Source organism: Pseudomonas sp. ATCC 13867, from assembly GCF_000349845.1.
In the GTDB taxonomy this organism is placed as follows: Bacteria; Pseudomonadota; Gammaproteobacteria; order Pseudomonadales; family Pseudomonadaceae; genus Pseudomonas.
Map to the genome: position 1 here is coordinate 170891 of NC_020829.1, position 21080 is coordinate 191970.

At 67.5% G+C, this 21080-nt stretch carries 15 protein-coding genes; 2 read left to right on the forward strand and 13 right to left on the reverse strand.

Annotated features, from left to right (window positions below; translation table 11 throughout):
* Window positions 1–2 precede the first annotated feature (2 nt).
* From siaA to H681_RS00830, 12 genes are all read right to left on the reverse strand, one after another.
* Window positions 3–1991, reverse strand: a complete 1989-nt coding sequence (gene siaA, locus H681_RS00775) for a biofilm regulation protein phosphatase SiaA (RefSeq protein ID WP_051070415.1) — start codon at window positions 1989–1991, stop codon at window positions 3–5.
* Window positions 1992–2185: 194 nt separating this feature from the next.
* Complete coding sequence (locus tag H681_RS00780; protein WP_015474928.1) at window positions 2186–3235, reverse strand: protein-glutamate methylesterase/protein-glutamine glutaminase; 1050 nt, start codon at window positions 3233–3235, stop codon at window positions 2186–2188.
* A gap of 12 nt (window positions 3236–3247) precedes the next feature.
* Entirely contained in the window at window positions 3248–3841 is a 594-nt protein-coding gene (gene cheD / locus H681_RS00785) for a chemoreceptor glutamine deamidase CheD (protein ID WP_015474929.1), read from the reverse strand.
* Window position 3842: 1 nt separating this feature from the next.
* Entirely contained in the window at window positions 3843–4688 is an 846-nt protein-coding gene (locus H681_RS00790; RefSeq protein ID WP_015474930.1) for a CheR family methyltransferase, read from the reverse strand.
* Window positions 4689–4937: 249 nt separating this feature from the next.
* Window positions 4938–6959 (reverse strand): methyl-accepting chemotaxis protein, encoded by a 2022-nt coding sequence (locus tag H681_RS00795; protein ID WP_015474931.1) that lies wholly within the window; start codon window positions 6957–6959, stop codon window positions 4938–4940.
* A gap of 41 nt (window positions 6960–7000) precedes the next feature.
* A complete protein-coding gene (locus tag H681_RS00800; RefSeq protein WP_015474932.1) occupies window positions 7001–7486 on the reverse strand; it encodes a chemotaxis protein CheW in 486 nt (161 codons plus the stop codon).
* The gene (locus H681_RS00805) at window positions 7473–9308 is read right to left on the reverse strand and encodes a chemotaxis protein CheA (RefSeq protein WP_041711649.1); all 1836 of its coding nucleotides are present in this window, start codon (window positions 9306–9308) and stop codon (window positions 7473–7475) included. Before H681_RS00805 ends, H681_RS00800 begins: the two co-directional genes overlap by 14 nt.
* 11 nt (window positions 9309–9319) lie before the next feature.
* Window positions 9320–9685: a response regulator gene (locus H681_RS00810; RefSeq protein WP_015474934.1), complete on the reverse strand. Its 366-nt coding sequence runs from the start codon at window positions 9683–9685 to the stop codon at window positions 9320–9322.
* Window positions 9686–9825: 140 nt separating this feature from the next.
* Complete coding sequence (locus tag H681_RS00815; RefSeq protein ID WP_015474935.1) at window positions 9826–11013, reverse strand: methyl-accepting chemotaxis protein; 1188 nt, start codon at window positions 11011–11013, stop codon at window positions 9826–9828.
* A 311-nt stretch (window positions 11014–11324) separates the two neighbouring features.
* Window positions 11325–12935 (reverse strand): arylsulfatase, encoded by a 1611-nt coding sequence (locus H681_RS00820; protein ID WP_015474936.1) that lies wholly within the window; start codon window positions 12933–12935, stop codon window positions 11325–11327.
* 125 nt (window positions 12936–13060) lie between these two features.
* Window positions 13061–13888, reverse strand: a complete 828-nt coding sequence (locus H681_RS00825; protein ID WP_015474937.1) for an ABC transporter ATP-binding protein — start codon at window positions 13886–13888, stop codon at window positions 13061–13063.
* The gene (locus H681_RS00830) at window positions 13885–15492 is read right to left on the reverse strand and encodes an ABC transporter permease (protein ID WP_086009534.1); all 1608 of its coding nucleotides are present in this window, start codon (window positions 15490–15492) and stop codon (window positions 13885–13887) included. Before H681_RS00830 ends, H681_RS00825 begins: the two co-directional genes overlap by 4 nt.
* Window positions 15493–15739: 247 nt before the next feature.
* Between H681_RS00830 and H681_RS00835 the strand changes: the two genes are divergently transcribed.
* Window positions 15740–16798 carry an ABC transporter substrate-binding protein gene (locus H681_RS00835; RefSeq protein WP_015474939.1) on the forward strand — a complete coding sequence of 353 codons (1059 nt, stop codon included), beginning with the start codon at window positions 15740–15742 and terminating at the stop codon, window positions 16796–16798.
* 622 nt (window positions 16799–17420) lie between these two features.
* Here the strand turns inward: H681_RS00835 and H681_RS00840 are convergent.
* Window positions 17421–18329 carry a LysR family transcriptional regulator gene (locus H681_RS00840; RefSeq protein ID WP_015474940.1) on the reverse strand — a complete coding sequence of 303 codons (909 nt, stop codon included), beginning with the start codon at window positions 18327–18329 and terminating at the stop codon, window positions 17421–17423.
* Between the two features lie 335 nt (window positions 18330–18664).
* Between H681_RS00840 and H681_RS00845 the strand changes: the two genes are divergently transcribed.
* Window positions 18665–21049 carry a TonB-dependent receptor gene (locus tag H681_RS00845; protein ID WP_015474941.1) on the forward strand — a complete coding sequence of 795 codons (2385 nt, stop codon included), beginning with the start codon at window positions 18665–18667 and terminating at the stop codon, window positions 21047–21049.
* Window positions 21050–21080: the final 31 nt, after the last annotated feature.

Genomic DNA, 21080 nt, shown 5'->3' on the forward strand with positions numbered 1-21080 from the left:
CCCTAGTCGAATCGGAAGGAGAGGATGGTGATGTCGTCGCGCTGCGGACGCTCGCCCTGATACCGGGCGAGGGTAGCGGCGAATACGTCCGCCTGCTCGGCCAGTGGTCGGCACGCGTGGCTGCGCAGCATGTCGGCGAAGCGGCTGTTGCCGAAGCCGAAGCCGTGTTCGCCGCCGGCCTGGTCGAGGAAGCCGTCGGTGCACAGGTAGTAGGTCCAACCGGCCTGCATCGGGACTTCCACATCCTGATAGTCACCCTGGCGCTTGTCGCCGATGGCGCGGCGCGCGCCCTTGTGCTCGCGCACGTCGGTGCCGTCGCTGGCGAACAGGGAAATCTTCGCTCCGGAGAAATGCAGCCGCTTGCGCTGGTGGTCGACGCGCACCAGGCCGGCGTCCATGTTGGTGGCCAGGGAGTGGGTGAACTCCTCCTGGCTGAGCATGCCGCGCATGACGTGGTCGGTTTCGCGCAGGATGGCCGCCGGGTCGTGGCTCTGCACGCTGTCGATGGCGTGGTCGATGGCGGCCAGGGCGAGCATGGTCATCAGCGCGCCGGGGACGCCGTGACCGGCGCAGTCGACTACGCCGATCAGGCTGTCGTGGGGGCCTTCGCGGTAGATGTAGAAGTCGCCGCCGACCACGTCGCGCGGTTTCCACAGGACGAAGTGGTGCTCGCCCAGGGACTTCTGCAACTGGCGGTCGGGGAGGATGGCGCGCTGGATCAGGCTGGCGTAGTCGATGGAGTCGCCGATCTTCTTCTGCGCGGCGGCCATTTCGCGGTTGGCCGCTTCCAGCGCCTGGGTGCGCTGCTGCACCTTGTCTTCCAGTTCCTCGGTATGCCGGCGGACCTGGTCGGCCATGCTGGCGAAGGCGGACGACAGCTCGCCGATCTCGTCCGGGCGGGTGCGCGGCAACGGGCTGTCGTACTGGCCGGCGGCAATCGCCTTGGCCGATTGCTTGAGGCCGCGCAGCGGGCGCAGCACCAGCAGGTCGACGGTGTAGGCGAAGCCGAGCAGGAGGATCGCCAGCAGCCCGGCGAGGGTGCCCGCCAGCGGCCACATCCAGCGGCTGTCGAGCACCTGCGCGGCGTGCAGGTCGATGGCGCTGAGCACGTGCCAGCGCAACTGCGGGATGTAGGCCATCGCCAGCAGCTGTTCCTTGCCGTCGAGCGTCGCCCACATCGTTTCCACTTCGCCGGGGTTGGCCTCGGCCTGGCGCAGGGTCTGGCGCAGGGCGGCGCGGTCCTGGTCGCTGCCGAGCAGGTCGAACACGCGGTGCTTGGCCTTGGCGCCGGCGCCGGAGGAGAAGGCGATCATGCGCGTGTCCGGGTGCGCCTGGATGGCGCCGTCGGGGTCGACGATCATCGGCGTCACCCCGGCCTCGCGGCGCGAGATGAACTGATCGAGGAACTCGGTGAGATCCAGGCCGCCGCCGGCCAGGCCGACCTTTTCGTTGCCGGCGCGGACCACCATGTTGAACCAGACCTTGGTGACCTTGAGCTTGGCGTCGTAGTTGACGTTGATGTTGTACGACTCGCCGCGCGCCAGGGTGTCGAAGTACCAGCGGTCCTGCGGGTCGTTCTCGCTCAGGGTGTAGCGCGGGGAGTTCGAGAGCGGCGAGCTGGAGTCGTTGAAGTAGTAATGGCGCGAGGCGTCCACCACGACGAAATAGGAGTAGTTGCGCTGGTCGGCGCGGTAGCCGTCGGCTTCGCGGAAGAACAGCGAGCGGCGCGCCGGATCGTTCTCGTCGAGCATCCAGTCCTGCGTCACCACGGACTCGGCCAGCCGACGCGAAAGCGCCAGCTCGCGGATCACCGGAGCGATGATCTTCTGCTGGTTGAGCAGGGTGAAGTTCCTCGCGAAGGCGAGGCCGAAATGTGTGCGGATGTCTTCCATCGCCTTCCAGCCCAGCAATACCGCCGGTACCAGTGCCAGAAGACAGGCGATGAGCAATGCCACCACCGATTTACCGCGCAACCCCCATCTTGCCGCCATGGCTCTCTCAATTCTCCTCGTCGCCCGCCGTCTGCCGGTCTTTTGGCGAAAGCTCAATTGTGCAGTTTGTATACGGGCACAATCAAACCAAATTGATGGCGGAACGCCATAATTCTGACGTCACACAATCGACTCTCAGGAGTCTAGCCATTGTCTGAAATATCGCTTAGATGGCGTTTGGGTTTCGTGCACCACTAGACGCGATTTCCTCCACCGCTCTGCCGGGCCTGTTGCAGCAGGGCGGCGGCGATGCGTTCCAGCGGCAGGACTTCCTTCGCCGCGCCCAGCTCCACCGCCTCGCGGGGCATGCCGTAGACCACGCAACTGGCCTCGTCCTGGGCGATGGTGTGGCCGCCGGCCTGACGGATGGCCTGCAGGCCCCGCGCGCCGTCCTTGCCCATGCCGGTGAGCAGCGCCGCCAGCAGGTTGCGCCCGGCGCAGCGGGCGAGGGAGTCGAACATCACGTCCACCGCCGGCCGGTGGCCGTTGACCGCTGCCTCGTGCTGCAGGTGCACCACGTAGTTGGCGCCGCTGCGGCGCACTTCCATGTGGAAGTCGCCGGGAGCGATGAGTACGTGGCCGGGGAGGATGCGGTCGCCGTCGCGGGCCTCGCGTACGCAGAGGCGGGTCTGGCGGTCCAGCCGTTCGGCGTAGGATCTGGTGAAGCCCGGCGGCATGTGCAGGGTGACCACGGTGCCGGGGCAGTCCGGCGGCAGTCCCAGCAGCACTTCCTTGATCGCCTCGGTGCCGCCGGTGGAGGCGCCGATGGCGATGATCTTCTCGGTGCTCAGCAGCGGCCCGCCGGCGGTGGCACTCGCGCCGGTGGCCACGCTGGGCCTGCGCATCCGCGCGCGGGCGGCGGTCTTGAGCTTGGCGCGGATTTCCTCGGCGTAGGCCTGCATGCCTTCGGCGATGCACAGGCGCGGCTTGGCGATGAAGTCGATGGCGCCCAGCTCCAGCGCGCGCAGGGTGGCCTCGGAGCCCGTTTCGGTGAGCGAGGAGATCATCAGCACCGGGGTCGGCCGGCCCTTCATCAGCTTGTCGAGGAAGGTCAGGCCGTCCATGCGCGGCATTTCCACGTCGAGGGTGATCACGTCCGGCGAGTGCTGCTTGATCAGGTCGCGGGCGGCGAAGGCATCCGGCGCGCAGCCCACCAGGTGCAGCTCCGGGTCGCCCTGGATGATGTCCTTGAGCAGGCTGCGGACCAGCGCCGAATCGTCGACCACCAGAACCCTGATCGTCATGCCGCCCTCCCTTCAGAACAGATCGATGGTCCCGCCGCGCGTCTGCCGCGACAGTTGCTGACGGTATTGCCGCTCGCGCTGCAGCAGCGTGTCGTTGGCCAGCACGCGCAGCTTGCGCACCAGCACCCGGCCGCTGCCGGGGAAGAAGTAGACCTTGCGCGGGTGCACGTCGAGCAGGTCCTGGGCGAGCACCGGAATGCCCTCGGCGCCCAGGTAGTCGAGGACGAACTCGACGTTGCGCTGGCCGACGTCGGCGCTGAGGTTCTGCAGCACCGAGCCGCCGCCGAACACCTTGGCCTCGAAGTTCCGCCGCTGGGCGCCACGGCGCACCAGGGCGCTGATCAGCAGGTCCATTGCGTGCACGCCGTAACGCCCGGAGCTGGACAGCAGGCGGCGGGTGCCGGCGTCGCCGGGCAGCATGAAGTGGTTCATCCCTCCCAGCCCGCTGCTGCGGTCGCGCAGGCAGACCGAGACGCAGGAGCCGAGCACGGTGACGATCATCAGTTCCTCGGCGGTGACGAAGCATTCGCCGGGCAGCAGCTTGACCGCGTCCATGCCGAAGCGTGGGTCGTGGTAGCGGTTGAGGGGCGCGTAGGCTGCGCTCATCTCAGGCCGACCCCGCCGCCTGGTAGGTGGTGCGGCCCACCGAGCGCACCAGGTGGTTGGCGTGGACGAAGTTTTCCGAATGCCCGGCGAACAGCAGCCCGCCGGGGCGCAGCAGGCCCACCATGCGTTCGAGCAGGCGGGTCTGGGTCGGCTTGTCGAAGTAGATCATCACGTTGCGGCAGAAGATCGCGTCGAGCCCGCCACTGATGCCCCAGTGGGCGTCGAGCAGGTTGATCTGGCGGAACTCCACCAGTTGCCGCAGTTCGCCGACCACCCGCGCCTTGCCGGTGTTGTCGCCGGTGCCGCGCAGGAAGAAGCGTTTCTTCTGGCTGCTGTCCAGCGCTTCCAGGCGCTCCATCGGGTAGATGCCCTGGCGCGCGCTGTGGAGCACGCCGGTATCGATGTCCGAGGCCATGATCTGCACTGGCGGGGTGAAGCTGCCCAGGGCGTCCACCAGCGTCATGGCGATGGAGTAGGGCTCTTCGCCGGTGCTCGAGGCGGTCGACCAGATGCGCAGTGGACGGTGGTCGCGCAGCTGTTCCTCGGCGAAGCGCGCCAAGTGCTCGAAGTGGTGGCGTTCGCGGAAGAACGCGGTGAGGTTGGTGGTCAGCGCGTTGACGAATTGCTGCCACTCTTCCTCGTGGTCCTCCAGGTAGGCGAAGTACTCGGCGAAGCTGTTCAGCCGCAGGTTGCGCAGGCGCCGGGAAAGGCGGCTGTAGACCAGTTGTTGCTTGTTCTCCGAGAGGCTGATGCCGGCGTGCCGGTACAGGCGTTCGCGCACCTGCTGGAAGTCTCGGCGGGTGTAGTGGAACTCATGGTCGGGGGCCGGCAGGTCAATGTTGGGCATGGGGTCGATCCGTGTGTTCTGGGCGCGTCATTCGAATTTCTGGATGCTCGGGGGAGTCTGGCGCGGTGGCCTTGCCCTCACCCCCAGCCTTCTCTCTCGGGAGAGGGTCAGGGTGAGGGGGCTCTTACGGCCCCCTGTCCCCGGTGAAGAGCCCCTGCATACCGGGCTCATCTCCAACCTTCCCTGGTCCGCTCGCGGCGACCGGCCCTCCCATTGCTCCGGCCGCCGCCATCCCTGCGCCCCGCCCGATCAGAACTCTTCCCAATCCTCTTCCTTGCCCTTGGCCCGCACCGCCTTGGCCACCCCGCGCGCGGCGCGGGAGGCGTGCGCTGGCGCCTCGGCCCGCGCCGGGCGGGCGACGGCCAGGGGCACCACGGTGGCCGAGGTGTCGAGCTTGAACACCGAAACCGACTGGTTGAGCAGCCCGGCCTGCTCCTGCAGGGCCTCGGCCGAGGCCGCGGCCTCTTCCACCAGGGCGGCGTTCTGCTGGGTCATCTCGTCCATCTGCGACACCGCGCCGTTCACCTCCTCGATGCCGCTGCTCTGCTCGGCGGAAGCGGCGGCGATCTCGGCCATGATGTCGGTGACGCGCTTGATCGCCACCACGATGTCGCTCATGGTCTGGCCGGCCTGGGCGACCAGGGTGTTGCCGTTCTCCACCTTGTCCACCGAGTCGTTGATCAGCGTCTTGATCTCCTTGGCGGCGGCGGCCGAACGTTGCGCCAGGGTGCGCACTTCCCCGGCCACCACCGCGAAGCCACGGCCCTGCTCGCCGGCACGGGCGGCTTCAACCGCGGCGTTCAGTGCGAGGATGTTGGTCTGGAAGGCGATGCCGTCGATCACGCCGATGATGTCGGCGATCTTGCGCGCCGAGTCGTTGATGGCCGACATGGTGCCGACCACCTTCTGCACCACGCTGCCGCCTTCGGTGGCGACTTCCGAGGCGTTCACCGCCAGCGAGTTGGCCTGGCGGGCGTTCTCGGCGTTGAGCTTCACCGTGCTGGTCAGCTCCTCCATGCTCGAAGCGGTTTCCTCCAGGCTCGAAGCCTGCTGCTCGGTGCGGGTGGACAGCTCGGCGTTGCCGCTGGCGATCTCGCTGGCGGCGGTGTGGATGGTGTCGGCGGCCTCGCGGATCTGCCCGAGCATGCGCGACAGGCTCTGCGCGGTTTCGTTGGAGTAGTCCTTGAGCTCGCCGAAGGTGCCCTGGTAGTCGGCGTCGATGCGCTGGGTCAGGTCGCCCTGGGCCAGCGCGCCGAGCATCCGGGTGACGTCGCGCAGGCCCTTGTCGGCGGTCTCCACCAGGTTGTTCAGGCCGGTGGCCAGCTTGAGGAAGAAGCCGTCCTTGTTGGACGCCTCGATGCGCTTGCTGAAGTCGCCGCCGGCGGCGGCCTCCACCAGTTGCGAGACCTCCTGTTCGGCGCGGAACTCCTCGGTGCGGTCGGTCCATTGCACCGCCGAGCCCAGGCGCTCGCCGGCATCGCTGAACACCGGCACCACGTCCAGGGCGAAGCGCCGGCCGCCGAGGTTCAGCTCGGCCTGGTAGCGTCCGCTGAGGTGGGCGAGCAGGGTGCGCTGGTGTGCCGGGTTCTTGTGGAACATGTCGATGTTGGCGCCCATCAGGCGGCTGGCGTTGAAGTTCGGCAACTGCTTGCGGATGTCCGCCTCGGCGCGGCCGAGCATCTCGCTGACGGTGCGGTTCATGTAGATGATGTCGAGGTCGTTGTTGGCGATCATCACGTTGGCCGAGACGTTATCCAGCGCGCTCTTGATCCCGGCGTTGTACTCGGCGGCGTCGGCGCTGGCCCTGAGGCTGGCGCGCACGCCGTCGATGGCCTCGGTGATCATCGCCTTCTTGCCCGGCAGACGGTCCATCTCCGGCGAGAGGTCGCCCTTGCCGTAGGCGGTGACGGTGGCCACCACCTTCATCTTCACCGCGATGTGCGAGGCGACCAACTCGTTGATGCCCTTGGCGATGTGTGCCGGGCGGCCGCTGAGCCTGTCCGCCGGGATCACTTCGTCGATCCAGCCCAGCTCGTGCTGGTGGCTCATCTCGGCAAGGCCGGCCTCCAGGGCCTCGTTCTGCGCCAGCTCCGCGCGCTGCTCGCGCAGGGTGCGCTGCACGCTGCGCAGGCCGTCGTAGAGGCGCTCGTAACCGGGCGCGGGGGCCTCGCCGATGGCGACATCGAGGTTGCCGTCGACCAGGCTGTGGAGAAGGGCGGTGATGCGGTCGGCGCGTTGCTGCGCCACGGCGTGTGCGTTGAACAGACCCATTGTCGTTATCCTCGGCTCAATCTTTTTTTGTCGTGTGGCAGTCAGGCGGCGGCTTCATCGACCAGCGCCATCTCGCGGCTGGTCATGAGTTTTTCGATGTCCACCAGGATCAGCATCCGCTCGCCCGCGGTGGCCAGGCCGAGCAGGTATCGGGTATCGAAGCTGGCGGCGAACTCCGGCGGCGGCTTGATCTCCTCGCCGGCCAGGGCGATCACGTCGGAGACCGAATCCACTACCGCGCCGACGATGCGCCGGCCGACGTTGAGGATGATCACCACGGTGAACTGGTCGTAGCTGATGTCGGCCAGGTTGAACTTGATGCGCAGGTCGACGATGGGCACGATGGCGCCGCGCAGGTTGATCACGCCCTTGATGAAGGCGGGCGCGTTGGCGATCGCGGTGACCTGGTCGTAGCCACGGATTTCCTGCACCCGCAGGATGTCGATGGCGTATTCCTCGCGGCCCAGGGTGAAGGTCAGGTACTCCTGCGCGGGGCTGGCCGCGAGGCTGGCTTCAGTGGCGCTCATGGGTGGTTTCTCCTTGTGCCGCCAGGCGCGGCAGGGCGTCGACATCGAGGATCAGGGCGACGCTGCCGTCGCCCATGATGGTGGCGCCGGCGATCCCGTCGATCCGGCGGAAGTTCTGTTCCAGGCTCTTGATCACCACCTGCTGCTGGCCCACCAGTTCGTCCACCTGCAGGGCGAAGCTCTTGCCCTCGGATTCGAGGATCACCACGATCGCCTGCTCCGGCGGCAAGGGCGTTGCGTCGATGTGCAGCAGCGCGTGCAGGGAGAACAGCGGGAGGTACTCGCCGCGCACGCGGATCACCGCCGCCTCGTCGCCGGCCATGCCGCGCACGTCGTCGGCGCGGGCCTGCAGCGACTCGACGATGTAGGTCAGCGGGATCACGTAGTTGACCTTCTCCACCGCGACGATCAGGCCGTCGAGGATGGCCAGGGTCAGCGGCAGGCGGATGCCCAGGCGGGTGCCCATGCCGGCGGCCGAGTCGATCTCGATGCGCCCGCTCATGGCCTGGATGTTACGCCGCACCACGTCCATGCCGACGCCGCGCCCGGAGAGCTCGGTGACGGCCTCGGCGGTGGAGAAGCCGGGCATGAAGATCAGTTGCCAGACCTCCGCGTCGGTCATCCCGTCGTGCACCGCCATGCCCTTCTCGCGGGCCTTGGCGAGGATGCGCTCGCGGGACAGGCCTCGGCCGTCGTCGGAGATTTCCACCACCACGCTGCCGCCCTGGTGGCTGGCGGCGAGCTTCACCGAGCCCTGCGCCGGCTTGCCGGCGGCCAGGCGTTCGGCGGGCGTCTCGATGCCGTGGTCGATGCTGTTGCGCACGATGTGGGTGAGCGGGTCGCTGAGCTTCTCGATGACGCTCTTGTCCAGCTCGGTGTGCTCGCCCTGGAGGATCAGCTCGACCTGCTTGCCCAGGCGCGCCGAGGTGTCGTGTACCAGACGCGGGAAGCGGCTGAAGATGAAGCTGATCGGCAACATGCGGATCGACATCACCGATTCCTGCAAGTCGCGAGTGTTGTGCTCCAGTTGCGCCAGGGCCTGCTGCAGACGCTCGTAGTGCGTGGGGTCGAGGTCCTCGCTGAGCTGGCTGAGCATGGCCTGGGTGATCACCAGTTCGCCGACCAGGTTGATCAGGCTGTCGATCTTCTCGACGCTGACCCGGATCGAGCTGGACTCGCCCTCGCTGCGGCAGTCCGCGCGCGCCGCCGCCACGGGCTTGGCCGGCGCCGGCGCGGACGCCGGTGCGACCTCGCTGGAAGCGCCCGGCGTACCGGGCGCGTCGTCGAAGAAACCGAAGTCTTCGTGGGCGGCCGCGGGTTCGCTGGAGGGCGTGCCGGGGGCGTCATCGAAGAAACCGAACGCATCGTCGTCGCTGGCCGCCCGGGGCGTACCCGGCGCCTCGTCGAAGAAGCCAAGCGCCGTACTCTCTGCCGGCTCCGCCAGCCAGGCGCGCAGGCGCTGCACCGTGGCCTGCACCGGCGCGCTCGGGTCCGGGCACTGGTCGCGGTGGGCGTCGAGCAGGCGCTGCAATACGTCGCGGGCCTCGAGGAACACCCCGATCATCTCCGCGCGTAGGGCGGTCTGCCCGCAGCGGATGCGGTCGAGCAGGGTTTCCAGTTCGTGGGTGACGGCGGTCAGGTCGTCGAAGCCGAACATGCCGCTGGAGCCCTTGATCGAGTGGGCCGCGCGGAAAATGCCGTTGAGCGCCTCGGCGTCCGGCTGATCGAGGTCGAGCCCGATCAGCAGCAGTTCGAGGGTGGCCAGGTGTTCGTCGGTTTCCTCGAAGAAGACCTGGAGGAATTGCTCCATACCGTTAGCCATCTGGGGTTCCCCTACGGCAGGACCTTGCGGGTCACTTCAAGGAGCTTGGGCGGGTCGAACGGCTTGACCAGCCAGCCGGTGGCGCCGGCGCTCTTGCCCTGCTGCTTCATGGCATCGCTGGACTCGGTGGTCAGCATGAGGATCGGCACGCTGCGGTAGCCGGCCATGTCGCGCAGGCTGCGGATCAGCGACAGGCCGTCCATGTTCGGCATGTTCTGGTCGGTGAAGACCAGGTTGTAGGTCTTGCGCTGGGCCTTGCCCAGGCCGTCCCTGCCGTCCACGGCCTCGTCCACGTCATAGCCGGCGGACTTGAGCGTGAAGCTCAGCATCTGCCGGATCGAGGCCGAGTCGTCGACGATCAGAATCTGCTTTCCCATTGCGTGACTACTCCTTGTTCCCAGGGGCTGGCATTCGGGGAGATGGGCCGGCGTCAGCCCACCAGGGCGATGTTGGCCAGGTACTCGATGATCGACTGCAACATGTCACTGCCTCCTTTGCATCCGTCGGGTGGGTGCACTCAGAACAGCTCGACTTCTCCGGCGCTGAGGCTGGTCTGCGCCACCGGGTTGTTCAGCGGGCGGTCGAGTTCGGCGACTTCCGCACGCAGGCGCTCGCCCCATTCCCGGGGCTCGCGGCCATCCAGCGCGCCGAGGCCGACGGCCAGCGCAGCGAGACGCGCGCCGTGCTTGCCGATCTGTCCCAGCAACTGGCTGCTCATGTCCTGGAATTGCAGGGCGGTGACCGCCGCGTTGACGCCGTCGCCCACCTCCAGGGAAATCCGGTCCAGCTCCTGCACCACCTTGAGGGTGTGCTGGTTCATCGCGTCGAGGTCGTCGAGCATGCTCTGGATCTTCTGGCGCGAGTCGAGGGCGAAGGACATGTCCTTGTCGGCCAGTTGGGCGATGGCGCCCTCGGCGTCCTTGATCTCGTGGTAGACCACGTCGACGTGTTCGCGGATGGCTTGCGAGAAGTGCGTGGAACGGGTGGACAGCGCGCGTACCTCGTCGGCCACCACGGCGAAACCGCGGCCGCTTTCGCCGGCACGGGCGGCCTCGATGGCGGCGTTCAGGGCCAGCAGGTTGGTCTGCTTGGCGATGGCGTCCATGTCCTGGGTGGACTGCAGGATCTCGCCGATCTTGTGGGTGACGCGGTCCATGCGTTCCACCAGTTGCTGCGAGGTGCGGCTGGTTTCCAGGGTGGCCTCGACGAACAGCCCGAGGGTTTCCTGGGTGGCGTGGATGAAGCGCTGGAAGTCGATGTCGTCGTCCAGGTGGCCGCGCCCGTCGTAGCGCTCGATCAGCGAGTGGGACAGGCCGCGCTGGGTGTCGATGCGCTCGGCCAGGCCGTGGAAGCTGTCGGTGAGCTGGGCGATGGCGTGGTGCAGGATGCCGTCGACCTGGTGGGTGTGGCCGTTGAGGTTGGCCAGGTGGGTTTCCACGGCCTCCTGCAACGGGCGCCATTGCGGCAGCTGTTCGCTGTCCAGGCTGACCTGCTGCGCCGTCGTTTGCGCCTGGGCGGGGCCGACCAGCAGGGTGCTCAGCACCAGGCTGGAGAGCCAGCCCACCGGCAGCAGCATCCAGAACGGCACGCCTGCCCAGCAAAGCCCGGCCACCACCGCCCAGGGCAGCGACTGGATAACCAGGCGTTTCGGCCAGCCCTGGCCGGTGGCCTGAACCGCAGGCGAATCGAGTCGGGTATCGCGCATGGTGCACTCCGTTGCCGAGCGCCAGATCGGGGAACCGCGCGGCTGCTGGGGTAGGTCCTAAGCAGTGCGTCGGCCTGGCTTCTTAAAGCTAGAGCGCTGTTGGGTGATGTCAAATTGACGCTATTTTGCCGGCATTCTGCGGGGGGCCTGATCTAGAGAGGTTTTTGCCGGAGACGCCGTTGTCCGGGCTTCGCCTTTGGCGACGGACGGTAGTCTGAAAGCCCCGTACGATAGGGGCTGCAGACGCTTGGGGAGTGGCAGGACGCGCCGGGATTGGCATTACGGGCCAGCCGTTCGCGCATGCCGATGGCTCAGCGCAATAGGAAGGGCGGTGGCGCGTCCTGCACCCCGGTTTCGTTGACGTATTGCTGGTAGTGCTCGATCAGCCCGGCCAGCCGGGCCGGCTGTTCCTCGGCCAGGTCGCGGGTCTCGCCGGGGTCGCTGGCCAGGTCGTAGAGCTGCCAGGTGGCCGGGCCGACCGGCGCCGGCAGGTACACCGCCTTCCAGTCGCCCTGGCGGATGGCGCGCATGCCGAACAGCTCCCAGCCGGTGACGGTCTTCTCGTCGTGGGCCTGCTCCGTCTCGCCGGACAGCCAGCCCAGCCAGGACTTGCCGCGTACCTCGGCGACCTCGCGGCCGCGCCAGCGCTTGCCGGGGTGGCGCACGCCGGCCAGGTCGAGGAGGGTCGGGGTGATGTCCATCACCGTGGCGAAAGCGTGGCTGATCTCGCCCTGGCGCTGGAGCGATGGGTAGCGCACCAGCGCCGGTACGCGGATGCCGCCCTCGGTGGTGAAGGCCTTGTACAGCCGCGACGGCGCGGTGGCCGCCTGGGCCCAGCGCGGGCCGTACCAGATGTAGGAGTTGGCGCGGCCGATGTTCTCCAGGCGGTTGTCGTAGTGCTGGTCGAGGAAGCTCAGAAGATCCGGCCCGAAGCGCGGGAAGGCTTCCAGCAGCGCGCCCTCGGCGCCGTTGTCGGACATGAACAGCACGAAGGTGTTGTCCAGTTCGCCTTGCTGGCGCAGGTACTCGACGATGCGGCCGACGTTCCAGTCCAGGCGCTCGACCATCGCCGCGTAGACCTCCATCGCCCGTGCCGACCGGGCCTTTTCCTCGGCGCCGAGCTGCGCCCATTCCTTGCTGATGGCCAGCAGCGGATGCGCCTTCACGTCGGCGCCGATCAGACCCAGCTGCTTGAGCCGCTCCAGGCGTTCCAGGCGCAGCGCCTCGGGGCCGGCGTCGTAGCGACCCTGGTACTTGTCGACCACCTCCTTGGGCGCCTGCAACGGCCAGTGCGGCGCGGAGAACGGCAGGTAGGCGAAGAACGGCCGGCTCTGGTCGCGCTCCTTGAGGTACTGCAGCAGCTTGTCGCCGAAGGCATCGGAGGAATAGAAGTCCGCCGGTAGCTCGTCGATGAATCGGTCGTCCTCGACGTACAGCGCCGGGGTGCTCTTGAGGATGCGCGGTGTGCTCTCGTCGTAGGGCGGTTCGAAACCGTAGTGGTTGGCGGCGCCGGGCAGCAGCGAGAAGGAGCGCTCGAAGCCCCGTGCGTGGGGCGCCTGTTCCAGCGTCAGGCCCAGGTGCCACTTGCCGGCCATCAGCGTCTGGTAGCCGGCCTCGCGCAGCAGCTCGGGCAGGGCGACCACGCGGTCGTTGAGGTAACCCTCGTAGCCGGGCTTGCCTTCCAGCTCCGGGGTCAGCGCCTCGGCCATGGTGCCGATGCCGGCGATGTGGTGGTCGGTGCCGGTGAGCAGCATCGAGCGGGTGGGCGAGCAGGTCGGCGCGGTGTGGAAATCGGTCAGGCGCAGGCCGTCGAGGGCCAGGGTGTCGAGATTCGGGGTGGAAATCTCGCCGCCGAAGGCGCCGAGGTCGGAGAAGCCGAGGTCGTCGGCGACGATGACGAGGAAGTTGGGGCGTTTGTTCATGGTCGGACTCGCTAGGTTGGCTTTTCGTAGGAGCGAGCTTGCTCGCGAACCGCTCCGCAGCGGGGTTTGTTCGCGAGCAAGGACTGGGCGTCCCCCTCGTTCCTACAAGGGCGGGGTTGTTTGGATCAGCAGGCAATGAACTCGAACGGCAGGTCTTCCACCCGCCTGGGCTGCGGCGCGAGGTAGTCGCCATCGCCGGTCAACTCGTGCAGCAGCGCCTCGCGCAGGCGCAGGAAGTCGAAGCCGCCGCGCTCGCGCGGATGCGCCAGCGGCACCTCGACGATGCGCTTGATCCGCCCCGGCCGTGGCGCCATCACCACCACGCGGTCGGCGAGGAACAGCGCCTCCTCCACGTCATGGGTGACCAGCACGGTGGTGATCCGCTCGCGCTGGCGGATGCGCAGCAGCTCTTCCTGCAACTGCTGGCGGGTGAGGGCATCGAGGGCGCCGAAGGGCTCGTCCAGCAGCAGGATGCGCGGGCTCGCCACCAGCCCCCGGGCGATGGCCACGCGCTGCGCCATGCCGCCGGAAAGCTGGTGCGGGTAGGCCCGCTCGAAGCCCTTCAGGCCCACCAGCTGCAGGTAGTCGGCGACCTTGCCGGCCTTGCCGGTGGCGCTCAACGGTTCGTTGACCAGGCCGAGTTCGACGTTCTGTTCCACCGTCAGCCAGGGGAACAGCCGGTGCTCCTGGAACACGATGCCGCGTTCGCCGCCGATGCCGTCGATGGGTTTGCCGGCGATGCGGATTTCGCCCTGGAACTCGCGGTCCAGGCCGATCAGCAGGCGCAGCAGGGTGGACTTGCCGCAGCCGCTGGCGCCGACGATGGCGATGAACTCGCCGTCGGCGATCTCCAGGTCGAAGCGTTCGATGGCCTGCAGTTCGCGGCCGTCCACGGGGAAGGTCTTGGCGACCTGGCGAAAGCTCACCAGCGCCGGGGAAGTGAAGGCGTTCATGCGTGTCTCCAGCGCGTCGCGTGCGCTTCAAGGCGGTGTCCGAGGGCGGCGAGCAGTGCGCCGGTGAGGCCGACCAGCAACATGCCGGCGCCGACCAGGTCCATGCGGAACAGCTGCTGGGCGCCGATCATCAGGCTGCCGATGCCGCCGTTGGACGGCATGAAGTACTCGGCGCCGATGGTGCCCAGCCAGGCGTAGATCAGCGCCAGGCGCAGGCCGGCGAACACCGAGGGCGCGGCACCCGGCAGCACCAGCCGGCGCAGCCGCTGCCACGGCGACAGACGCAGGGCGAGGGTCGCTTCGCTCAGTTGCGGCGGCAGGCTGGCGACGCCGCGCTGGGTGGCCAGCAGCAGCGGGAAGAAGGACGCGAGGCCGACGAACACCACCTTGGCCGTCTCGCCCAGGCCGAACCAGGCGGTGAGCAGCGGCACCCAGGCGAAGATCGCCACCTGCCGCAGCGCGGCGAAGCTCGGGCCTAACAATCGTTCGGCGGGACGCAGCAGGCCGAGCGCGAGACCCAGGCCGAAGCCCAGCGTACCGCCCAGCAGCAGGCCGCCGAGGGCGCGTTGCAGGCTGCTCAGCAGTGCGCCGGGCAGGCTGCCGTCGAGCAGTCCCTGCCACAGGGCGGCGGCCACTGACGCGGGGCTGGCGAGGATCGCCGGATCGACCCAGGCGAAGACACTGGCGGCCTGCCACAGGGCGAGCAGCGCAAAGGGCAGCAACCAGGGTTGCAGGCGCTGCCAGCCGTGGCCGCGCGCGCTGCGGCGCAGCTCCCCGGCGGCCTGTTGCGGCCAGTGCAGCAGGCGTCGGTCCAGGGCCTGGATACCCCGGTCCATCGCCGCGCCCACCAGGCCGATGACCAGGATGCAGACGAACACGGTGTCGAGCATGAACAACTGGCGCGCCTGCACCATCAGGTAGCCGATGCCTTCGCTGGAAGCCAGCAGCTCCACGGCCAGCAGCGAGGTCCAGCCCTGCGCCAGGGCCAGGCGCACGCCGGAGAGGAAAGAGGGCAGCGCCGCCGGCAGGATCAGCCGCCACACCAGCAGGTGACGCGGCAGGCGCAGCACGGCGGCGGCCTCGCGCAGGCGCGGCTGGGCGTCACGCACGCCGACCAGGGTGTGCAGGGTGACCGGGACGATCACCGCCTTGATCAGCACCACCAGCTTGAGCAGCTCGCCGATGCCGAAGAACAGCATGAACAGCGGAATCCAGGCCAGGGTCGGGACCTGCGCCAGGGCGCTGAAGGTCGGCAGGATCAGCCGCTCGGCCCGCCGGCTGAAACCCAGCCAGGCGCCCAGGGCGAGCCCGCTGGCGATGCCGGCGAACAGGCCCCAGGCCAGGCGTTTCAGGCTGATGCCCAGTTGCAGCCAGAGCTCGCCGCCGAGCAGCTCGCGGGCGGTCTGAAGCACCAGCTCCGGGGTCGGCAGGATCTGCGCCGACATCCAGTGCCGGTGGCTGGCGATCCACCACAGCAGCGCCAGCATGGCCGGCACCAGCCAGGGCAGCGCGCGGGAGGTTGAAGCCCACGGCAGGCGCGGTGTGACGAGCGCCGGACGGGGAGTGGGGAGGGCAAGGCCGGAGGCTTTAATAATATTCTTCATTGGAATATGAAAAATCCAATCAATGCATTTATGAGCTAAGAAAGGTCATTTAAGGGAAGCCCCTCCGCTGCGGCCAATGCATTCGAGGAATATTTTTTATGCCTTCCGGGCATTTCCGCGCGGAGCCCGAGCGCATCTGATTTAGGTCTTTCAGTTACTAAAAAATAAGTTTTTATTATTTTATTCGCGGACCAGGAGCTGCCTTTAGTGCCTCCCACGCATTCATCCATTGCAGGAGGCAGGCGCCATGAAGGCCCTCACCCAACAGTTGCTGTCCCTCTTCGCCGCGCCGCTGCTGGCCGGTCTGCTCGGCGCCTACCCGACCTTCGCCCAGGCCGCGCCGGTGAAGGAAATCCGCATCGCCGTGCCTGATGTCAGCGCCGGCCCGAAGCCGTCCGGCGGCGGTATCGTGGACGTGCTGCACACCCGCCAGTTGCTGGAGAAGGAGTTCGCCGCCGATGGCATCCAGGTCAAGTGGACCTTCTTCAAGGGCGCCGGCCCGGTGATCAACGAGGCCCTCGCCAACGACCAGGTGGACTTCGCCTACCTGGGCGACCTCGCGGCGATCATCGGCAAGTCCAGCGGGCTGGACACCCGCCTGCTGGCCGCCACCGCGCGCGACGTCAATCACTACCTGGGCGTACAGCCGGGCTCCGGCATCAAGTCCCTGGCCGACCTCAAGGGCAAGCGCGTGGGTATCTTCCGCGGCACCGCGAGCCAGTTGTCGTTCGACAACGCTCTGGCCAGCGCCGGGCTCTCGGAGAAGGACCTGAAGGTGATCAACCTCGACTTCAGCGCCGCGCTGGCGGCCCTGGCTGCCCGGCAGATCGATGCCACCTGGGGGCTGGCGGGATTGTTCGCCCTGCGCGAGAAGGGCCTGGCGGACATCGTATTGAGCACCCACGACCTGGGCGGCGCCGGCACCCTGCAGGCGGGGCTGGTGGGCAACGGCACGTTCGTCGACGCCCATCCCGACCTCACCGAGCGGCTGCTGAAAGTGCAGCTGCAGGCGGTGCAGTGGGCCAGCGCCGAGACCAATCGCGATGCGTATATCGAGCTGGTGTCGAAGCAGGCCAGTTACCCGGCGCTGATCTTCAACAGCGAGTACCGGGATCGCGCGCTGGCGGAGGTGTTGTCGGCGAAGTTGGATGCGGACTTCCTGGCGAAACTGGATGCTTCCATCCAGGCCGCGAAGCGCTACGGGTTGATCCGGCGCGAGTTCAAGGCGGCGGATTGGGCGAAGCCAGAGTTGCAGGAGGCGGCGGGCAAGCAGATTGCCGGGCAGCCGGTGGCGGTGGTTCAGTGAGACAGGGCGCCTATTGCGGACAGGAGGCACTGATTTCGTAGGAGCGGACTCCGTCCGCGATGTTCTTGCTCTTCGTAGGGCGAGTAACGTCTCTGGCGTTATCCGCCGTATCGGGGTTAGGTGTTTCTGCGCCGCTTCGACGTGCACTGAGAGATTTTGTTTCGCCCCCTCGGGCGAGTCCCTTTTGGCAAACGCCCCAAAAGGAACCAAAAGGTCTTGCCCCATCATCCGGGTCCCGCTTCGCGGGACTTCCCTCGCTCCATCGAAGTTTCAGGGGCACGCGTCGACGGGCCATCCCTGGCCCGACGACGCTCTCGCGGCATCCATGCCGCTCAACCCCTGAAACTCCGATTCCACTCGGCCTCCTGAAGGGGCGCTCCGGTGCGTGCGGATATTTCTCTGGAAGTCTTTAAAGCCAGAGCCAGAGCCAGAGCCAGAGCGGAGCTGTGCTCCTGTAGGAGAGACGGGGGCGCCTAGCCCTTGTCCGCGAAGGCTTGTCACAGCACCCACGTTGCAGGATGAACACCTGTAGGGCGAATAACGCGCAGCGTTATCCGCCGCGATGGGTATCGCTTCGCTCCACGCCATCCTACGAAAACTGGACGGCCTCCAGCGTCGTCACTCACGCCGCCTCCCCATCCAACTCCACCAGCAGCTCGATCATCGCCCGCGCCGCCGCCGAGAGACGGTCGCCGGTGCGGGTGACGATGCCGCAGCGGGCCTGGAGGATGTCGACGTTGACCGGCAGGTTGCGAAAATGCAGGTGCACCAGCTCGCCACGCCGCATCGGCTCGCCCACCGCTTCCTCGACGGCGATGCCGATGGCGTCGGTCTGGCTGACGATGCGCACCAGCGAAGCCATGTCCTCGCACTGGATGTTGGTGGTGACGTCGATCTTGCCGCTGAGGTTCGCCAGCATCTTGCGCGCGCTGGAGGGGATCAGTGCGGCGGCCAGCGGGTAGGCGAACAGGTCGTTGGTGGAGAGGCTCTCCTTGGCCAGCAGCGGGTGCCCCTGGCGACAGAAGAACAGGCCGTTGCGCGGCCTGAGCGGGCGGGTCTGGAAGTTGGGGTCGGCTTCGAAGTGGCGGATGTCGGCGACGAAGAATTCGATCTCCTCGCGGCTCAGGTTGCGCGCCAGGCGTTCCCAGTTGTCCACCCCGAACTGGATGTGCAGGCGCGGGTAGCGCCGAACGAACTGCGCCACCGCATCCGACACCAGTTTCTGCGCCGGCGCCGGACCGCAGCCGAAGCGCAGCTCGCCGGAATCCAGCTTGTTCAACTGGGCGATGGCGTGGCTCAGGTTGCTCGCGCCCTGCACCAGGCTCAGCGCGTGCTGCAGCACCACCTGGCCCTCGGGGGTAGGGCGCAGATCCTTGCTGGCGCGGTCCACCAGGCGGCAGCCCAGCTCCTGCTCCAGGCCCTGGATGCTGCGGCTGAAGGCCGGCTGGGTGATGCCCATGGCGTCGGCGGCACGGACGAAACTCCGGTGTTCGTTGAGGGCGATGAAGTAGCGCAGCTGGCGCAGATCCATGATGCATTTCCGGCATTGAAAATAGTGGGCAAAGGCATTTGCCGCAGGGGATGCGCTGGTTTTAAATGCAAGCTCTTATTCCGTCAATGAAGAATAAAACTTAAATCTATTCTTTTAAGAAATAAGAATATGTACGAGACCAGGAGCCGCCCGATGCATGCCTTGAGCCGCCCGCCTTACCGAATGTGCCGTTGCTGCGGCTGTCCACGCTGCCGCTGAGCGCCCCGCCGCCCTGACGCGGCGTCATCCCGAATCACTGAGCTGCCGTTCGCCGCGCCGACGCGGTGCGGCCCCCTGTTGCCCGCGCGTTTTCGCGGTCGCCCAAGGAATACCCCATGAGTTCGAGACAGCATTTCCCCTCCATCGCCCCGCGCCGGCTGCGCGCGCCGGACTACGCCGTCGTCCTGCTGCTGGCCCTCGGCGGCGCGCTGCCGGTCCTCGCCGACGAGCAGGACGAGGACGCTACCACCGCGACGCCTGCCGCCACCGCCACCAAGGCCGAGCCCGCCAAGGCCGACGCCACCCTGGGCAAGGTCACCGTCACCGCCCGCCGCCGCGAGGAAGACTCGCAGAAGGTGCCGACGCCGATCACCGTGCTCGGCGGCGAGACCCTGGAAAGCCAGCGCATCTACAAGGTGCAGGACCTGCAGCAGGTGCTGCCGAGCGTCAACGTCGCCTTCATCCATGCGCGCCAGTCGAGCATCGCGGTGCGCGGCATCGGCAACAACCCGGCCAGCGACGGCCTGGAAGGCAGCGCCGGGGTCTACCTGGACAACGTCTACCTCGGCCGCCCCGGCATGGCGGTGTTCGACCTGCTGGACATCGAGCAGCTGGAACTGCTGCGCGGCCCGCAGGGCACGCTGTTCGGCAAGAACACCACCGCCGGTGTGCTGAACATCAGCACCCGCGCGCCGACCTTCAGCCCCGAGCGCAGCGTCGAGGTGTCCGGCGGCCAAAACGGCTACTTCCAGGGCAAGGGCACGGTCTCCGGCGCGCTGACCGAGACCCTGGCCGGGCGCGTGTCGGCCTACCGCACCCGCGACGACGGTTACATCAGGAACGTCTACGACGACAACGACCTCAACGGCGGCGCGCGCCAGGGCATCCGTGGCCAGTTGTTGTTCAAGCCCAGCGAGGACTTCGACCTGCGCTGGATCAACGACTACAACGAGGAGGATTCCAGCAACGGCAGCATGGTGGTGTACGGCGCCACCGACCGCTTCTGGCAGCGCGCCGCCGCCGTGGGTGCCTCGCCGATCCGCGATCCGGACCGCAAGAAGGTCAACATCAACGGCCGGCAGAACGTCAGCGTGCACCAGGGCGGCAGCTCGGTGGAGGCCAACTGGAACCTCGATGGCGGCTTCAAGCTGACCTCCATCAGCGCCTACCGCTACTGGCACTTCACCCCGGCCAACGACGAGCAGCTCGATGTCTCGGCGATCAACAACACCGGCGTGGAAGTCCACGACCGCCAGTTCTCCCAGGAGATCCGCCTGGCCTCGCCCACCGGCGGCGCCTTCGACTACGTGCTCGGCGCCTATGCGTTCAACCAGAACCTGGGCAACAAGACCTTTACCGACTACGGCCCGCTGGCCGACCAGTACCTGCTGGGCACCAACCTCAACGCGCTGAACAACACCTACTCCAAGGCCAACGGCAAGATCGAGACCGACAGCTTCGCGCTGTTCTCCCAGGGCACCTGGCACCTCACCGACAGGCTGGACTTCACCGCCGGCCTGCGCGGCACCTATGAGGAAAAGGCCGCCAAGGTCGAACGCTTCGCCCCGGTGGGCGGCGCGACGGTGGCCGGCGTCGGCGCGGTGGTACGGCGCAACCAGCTGGGCGCCTACGATTCCGGCGACCTCAGCCTGTACAACTTCTCGCCCTCGGCGCTGCTCAGCCTGAGCTACCAGTTCGACAACGATCTGCTCGGCTACGCCTCGCTGTCCCACGGCGAGAAGTCCGGCGGGGTGAATCTGGCCGTGGCCAGCGCACCGACCGCCGGGGCGGACTCGCTGCTGGTCGGCCCGGAGCGCGCCAACGATGCCGAGCTGGGGATCAAGTCGACCCTGTTCGACAACCGCCTGCAGCTCAATACCAACCTCTTCTGGACCGGCATCCACGGCTACCAGGCGACCACCCTGTACCAGCCGCCGGGCTCGACCCAACTGGTCTCGGTGCTCTCCAACGCCGGCAGCGTGCGCTCGCGCGGCCTGGAGTTCGAAGCCACGGCGCTGCCGCTACGCGGCCTGACGCTGAACTTCAACGGCTCCTACAACGACGTCACCTACCTGTCGTTCAAGGACGCCCCGTGCCCGGCGGAGATTTCCACTAAACCCGGCGCGCCGGCCACTTGCGACCTCACCGGGGAGAACGTGGTGGGCGCCTCGAAGTGGATCGCCAACCTCAATGGCGAATATGCCTGGAACCTCGACGACGGCATCCGCCCCTACCTGACCGGCAGCTACGCCTACCGCTCCGAGGCCGAGGGCACGCTGGACAACTCCGATCTCTCGAAGATCGACGGCTACGGCCTGGCGAACTTCTCCGTCGGCCTGCGCAAGGACCTCGGCGACGGCCAGCTGGACGCCTCGGTGTGGCTGAAGAACGCCTTCGACAAGGACTACTACCTGGCTGCCTTCGCCAGCATCAACGGCTCCTACACCGCCTCGGTGGGGCAGCCGCGCACGCTGGGGGCCTCGCTTCGTTACGACTTCTGATCCCCATCCGCCGCGCCCGAGCGCGCGGCTC

Excerpts from the sequence above, each read along its gene's own strand:
- siaA (WP_051070415.1), bottom strand. The coding sequence starts at position 1,991 with ATGGCGGCAAGATGGGGGTTGCGCGGTAAATCGGTGGTGGCATTGCTC.
- H681_RS00780 (WP_015474928.1), bottom strand. The coding sequence starts at position 3,235 with ATGACGATCAGGGTTCTGGTGGTCGACGATTCGGCGCTGGTCCGCAGC.
- cheD (WP_015474929.1), bottom strand. The coding sequence starts at position 3,841 with ATGAGCGCAGCCTACGCGCCCCTCAACCGCTACCACGACCCACGCTTC.
- H681_RS00790 (WP_015474930.1), bottom strand. The coding sequence starts at position 4,688 with ATGCCCAACATTGACCTGCCGGCCCCCGACCATGAGTTCCACTACACC.
- H681_RS00795 (WP_015474931.1), bottom strand. The coding sequence starts at position 6,959 with ATGGGTCTGTTCAACGCACACGCCGTGGCGCAGCAACGCGCCGACCGC.
- H681_RS00800 (WP_015474932.1), bottom strand. The coding sequence starts at position 7,486 with ATGAGCGCCACTGAAGCCAGCCTCGCGGCCAGCCCCGCGCAGGAGTAC.
- H681_RS00805 (WP_041711649.1), bottom strand. The coding sequence starts at position 9,308 with ATGGCTAACGGTATGGAGCAATTCCTCCAGGTCTTCTTCGAGGAAACC.
- H681_RS00810 (WP_015474934.1), bottom strand. The coding sequence starts at position 9,685 with ATGGGAAAGCAGATTCTGATCGTCGACGACTCGGCCTCGATCCGGCAG.
- H681_RS00815 (WP_015474935.1), bottom strand. The coding sequence starts at position 11,013 with ATGCGCGATACCCGACTCGATTCGCCTGCGGTTCAGGCCACCGGCCAG.
- H681_RS00820 (WP_015474936.1), bottom strand. The coding sequence starts at position 12,935 with ATGAACAAACGCCCCAACTTCCTCGTCATCGTCGCCGACGACCTCGGC.
- H681_RS00825 (WP_015474937.1), bottom strand. The coding sequence starts at position 13,888 with ATGAACGCCTTCACTTCCCCGGCGCTGGTGAGCTTTCGCCAGGTCGCC.
- H681_RS00830 (WP_086009534.1), bottom strand. The coding sequence starts at position 15,492 with ATGAAGAATATTATTAAAGCCTCCGGCCTTGCCCTCCCCACTCCCCGT.
- H681_RS00835 (WP_015474939.1), top strand. The coding sequence starts at position 15,740 with ATGAAGGCCCTCACCCAACAGTTGCTGTCCCTCTTCGCCGCGCCGCTG.
- H681_RS00840 (WP_015474940.1), bottom strand. The coding sequence starts at position 18,329 with ATGGATCTGCGCCAGCTGCGCTACTTCATCGCCCTCAACGAACACCGG.
- H681_RS00845 (WP_015474941.1), top strand. The coding sequence starts at position 18,665 with ATGAGTTCGAGACAGCATTTCCCCTCCATCGCCCCGCGCCGGCTGCGC.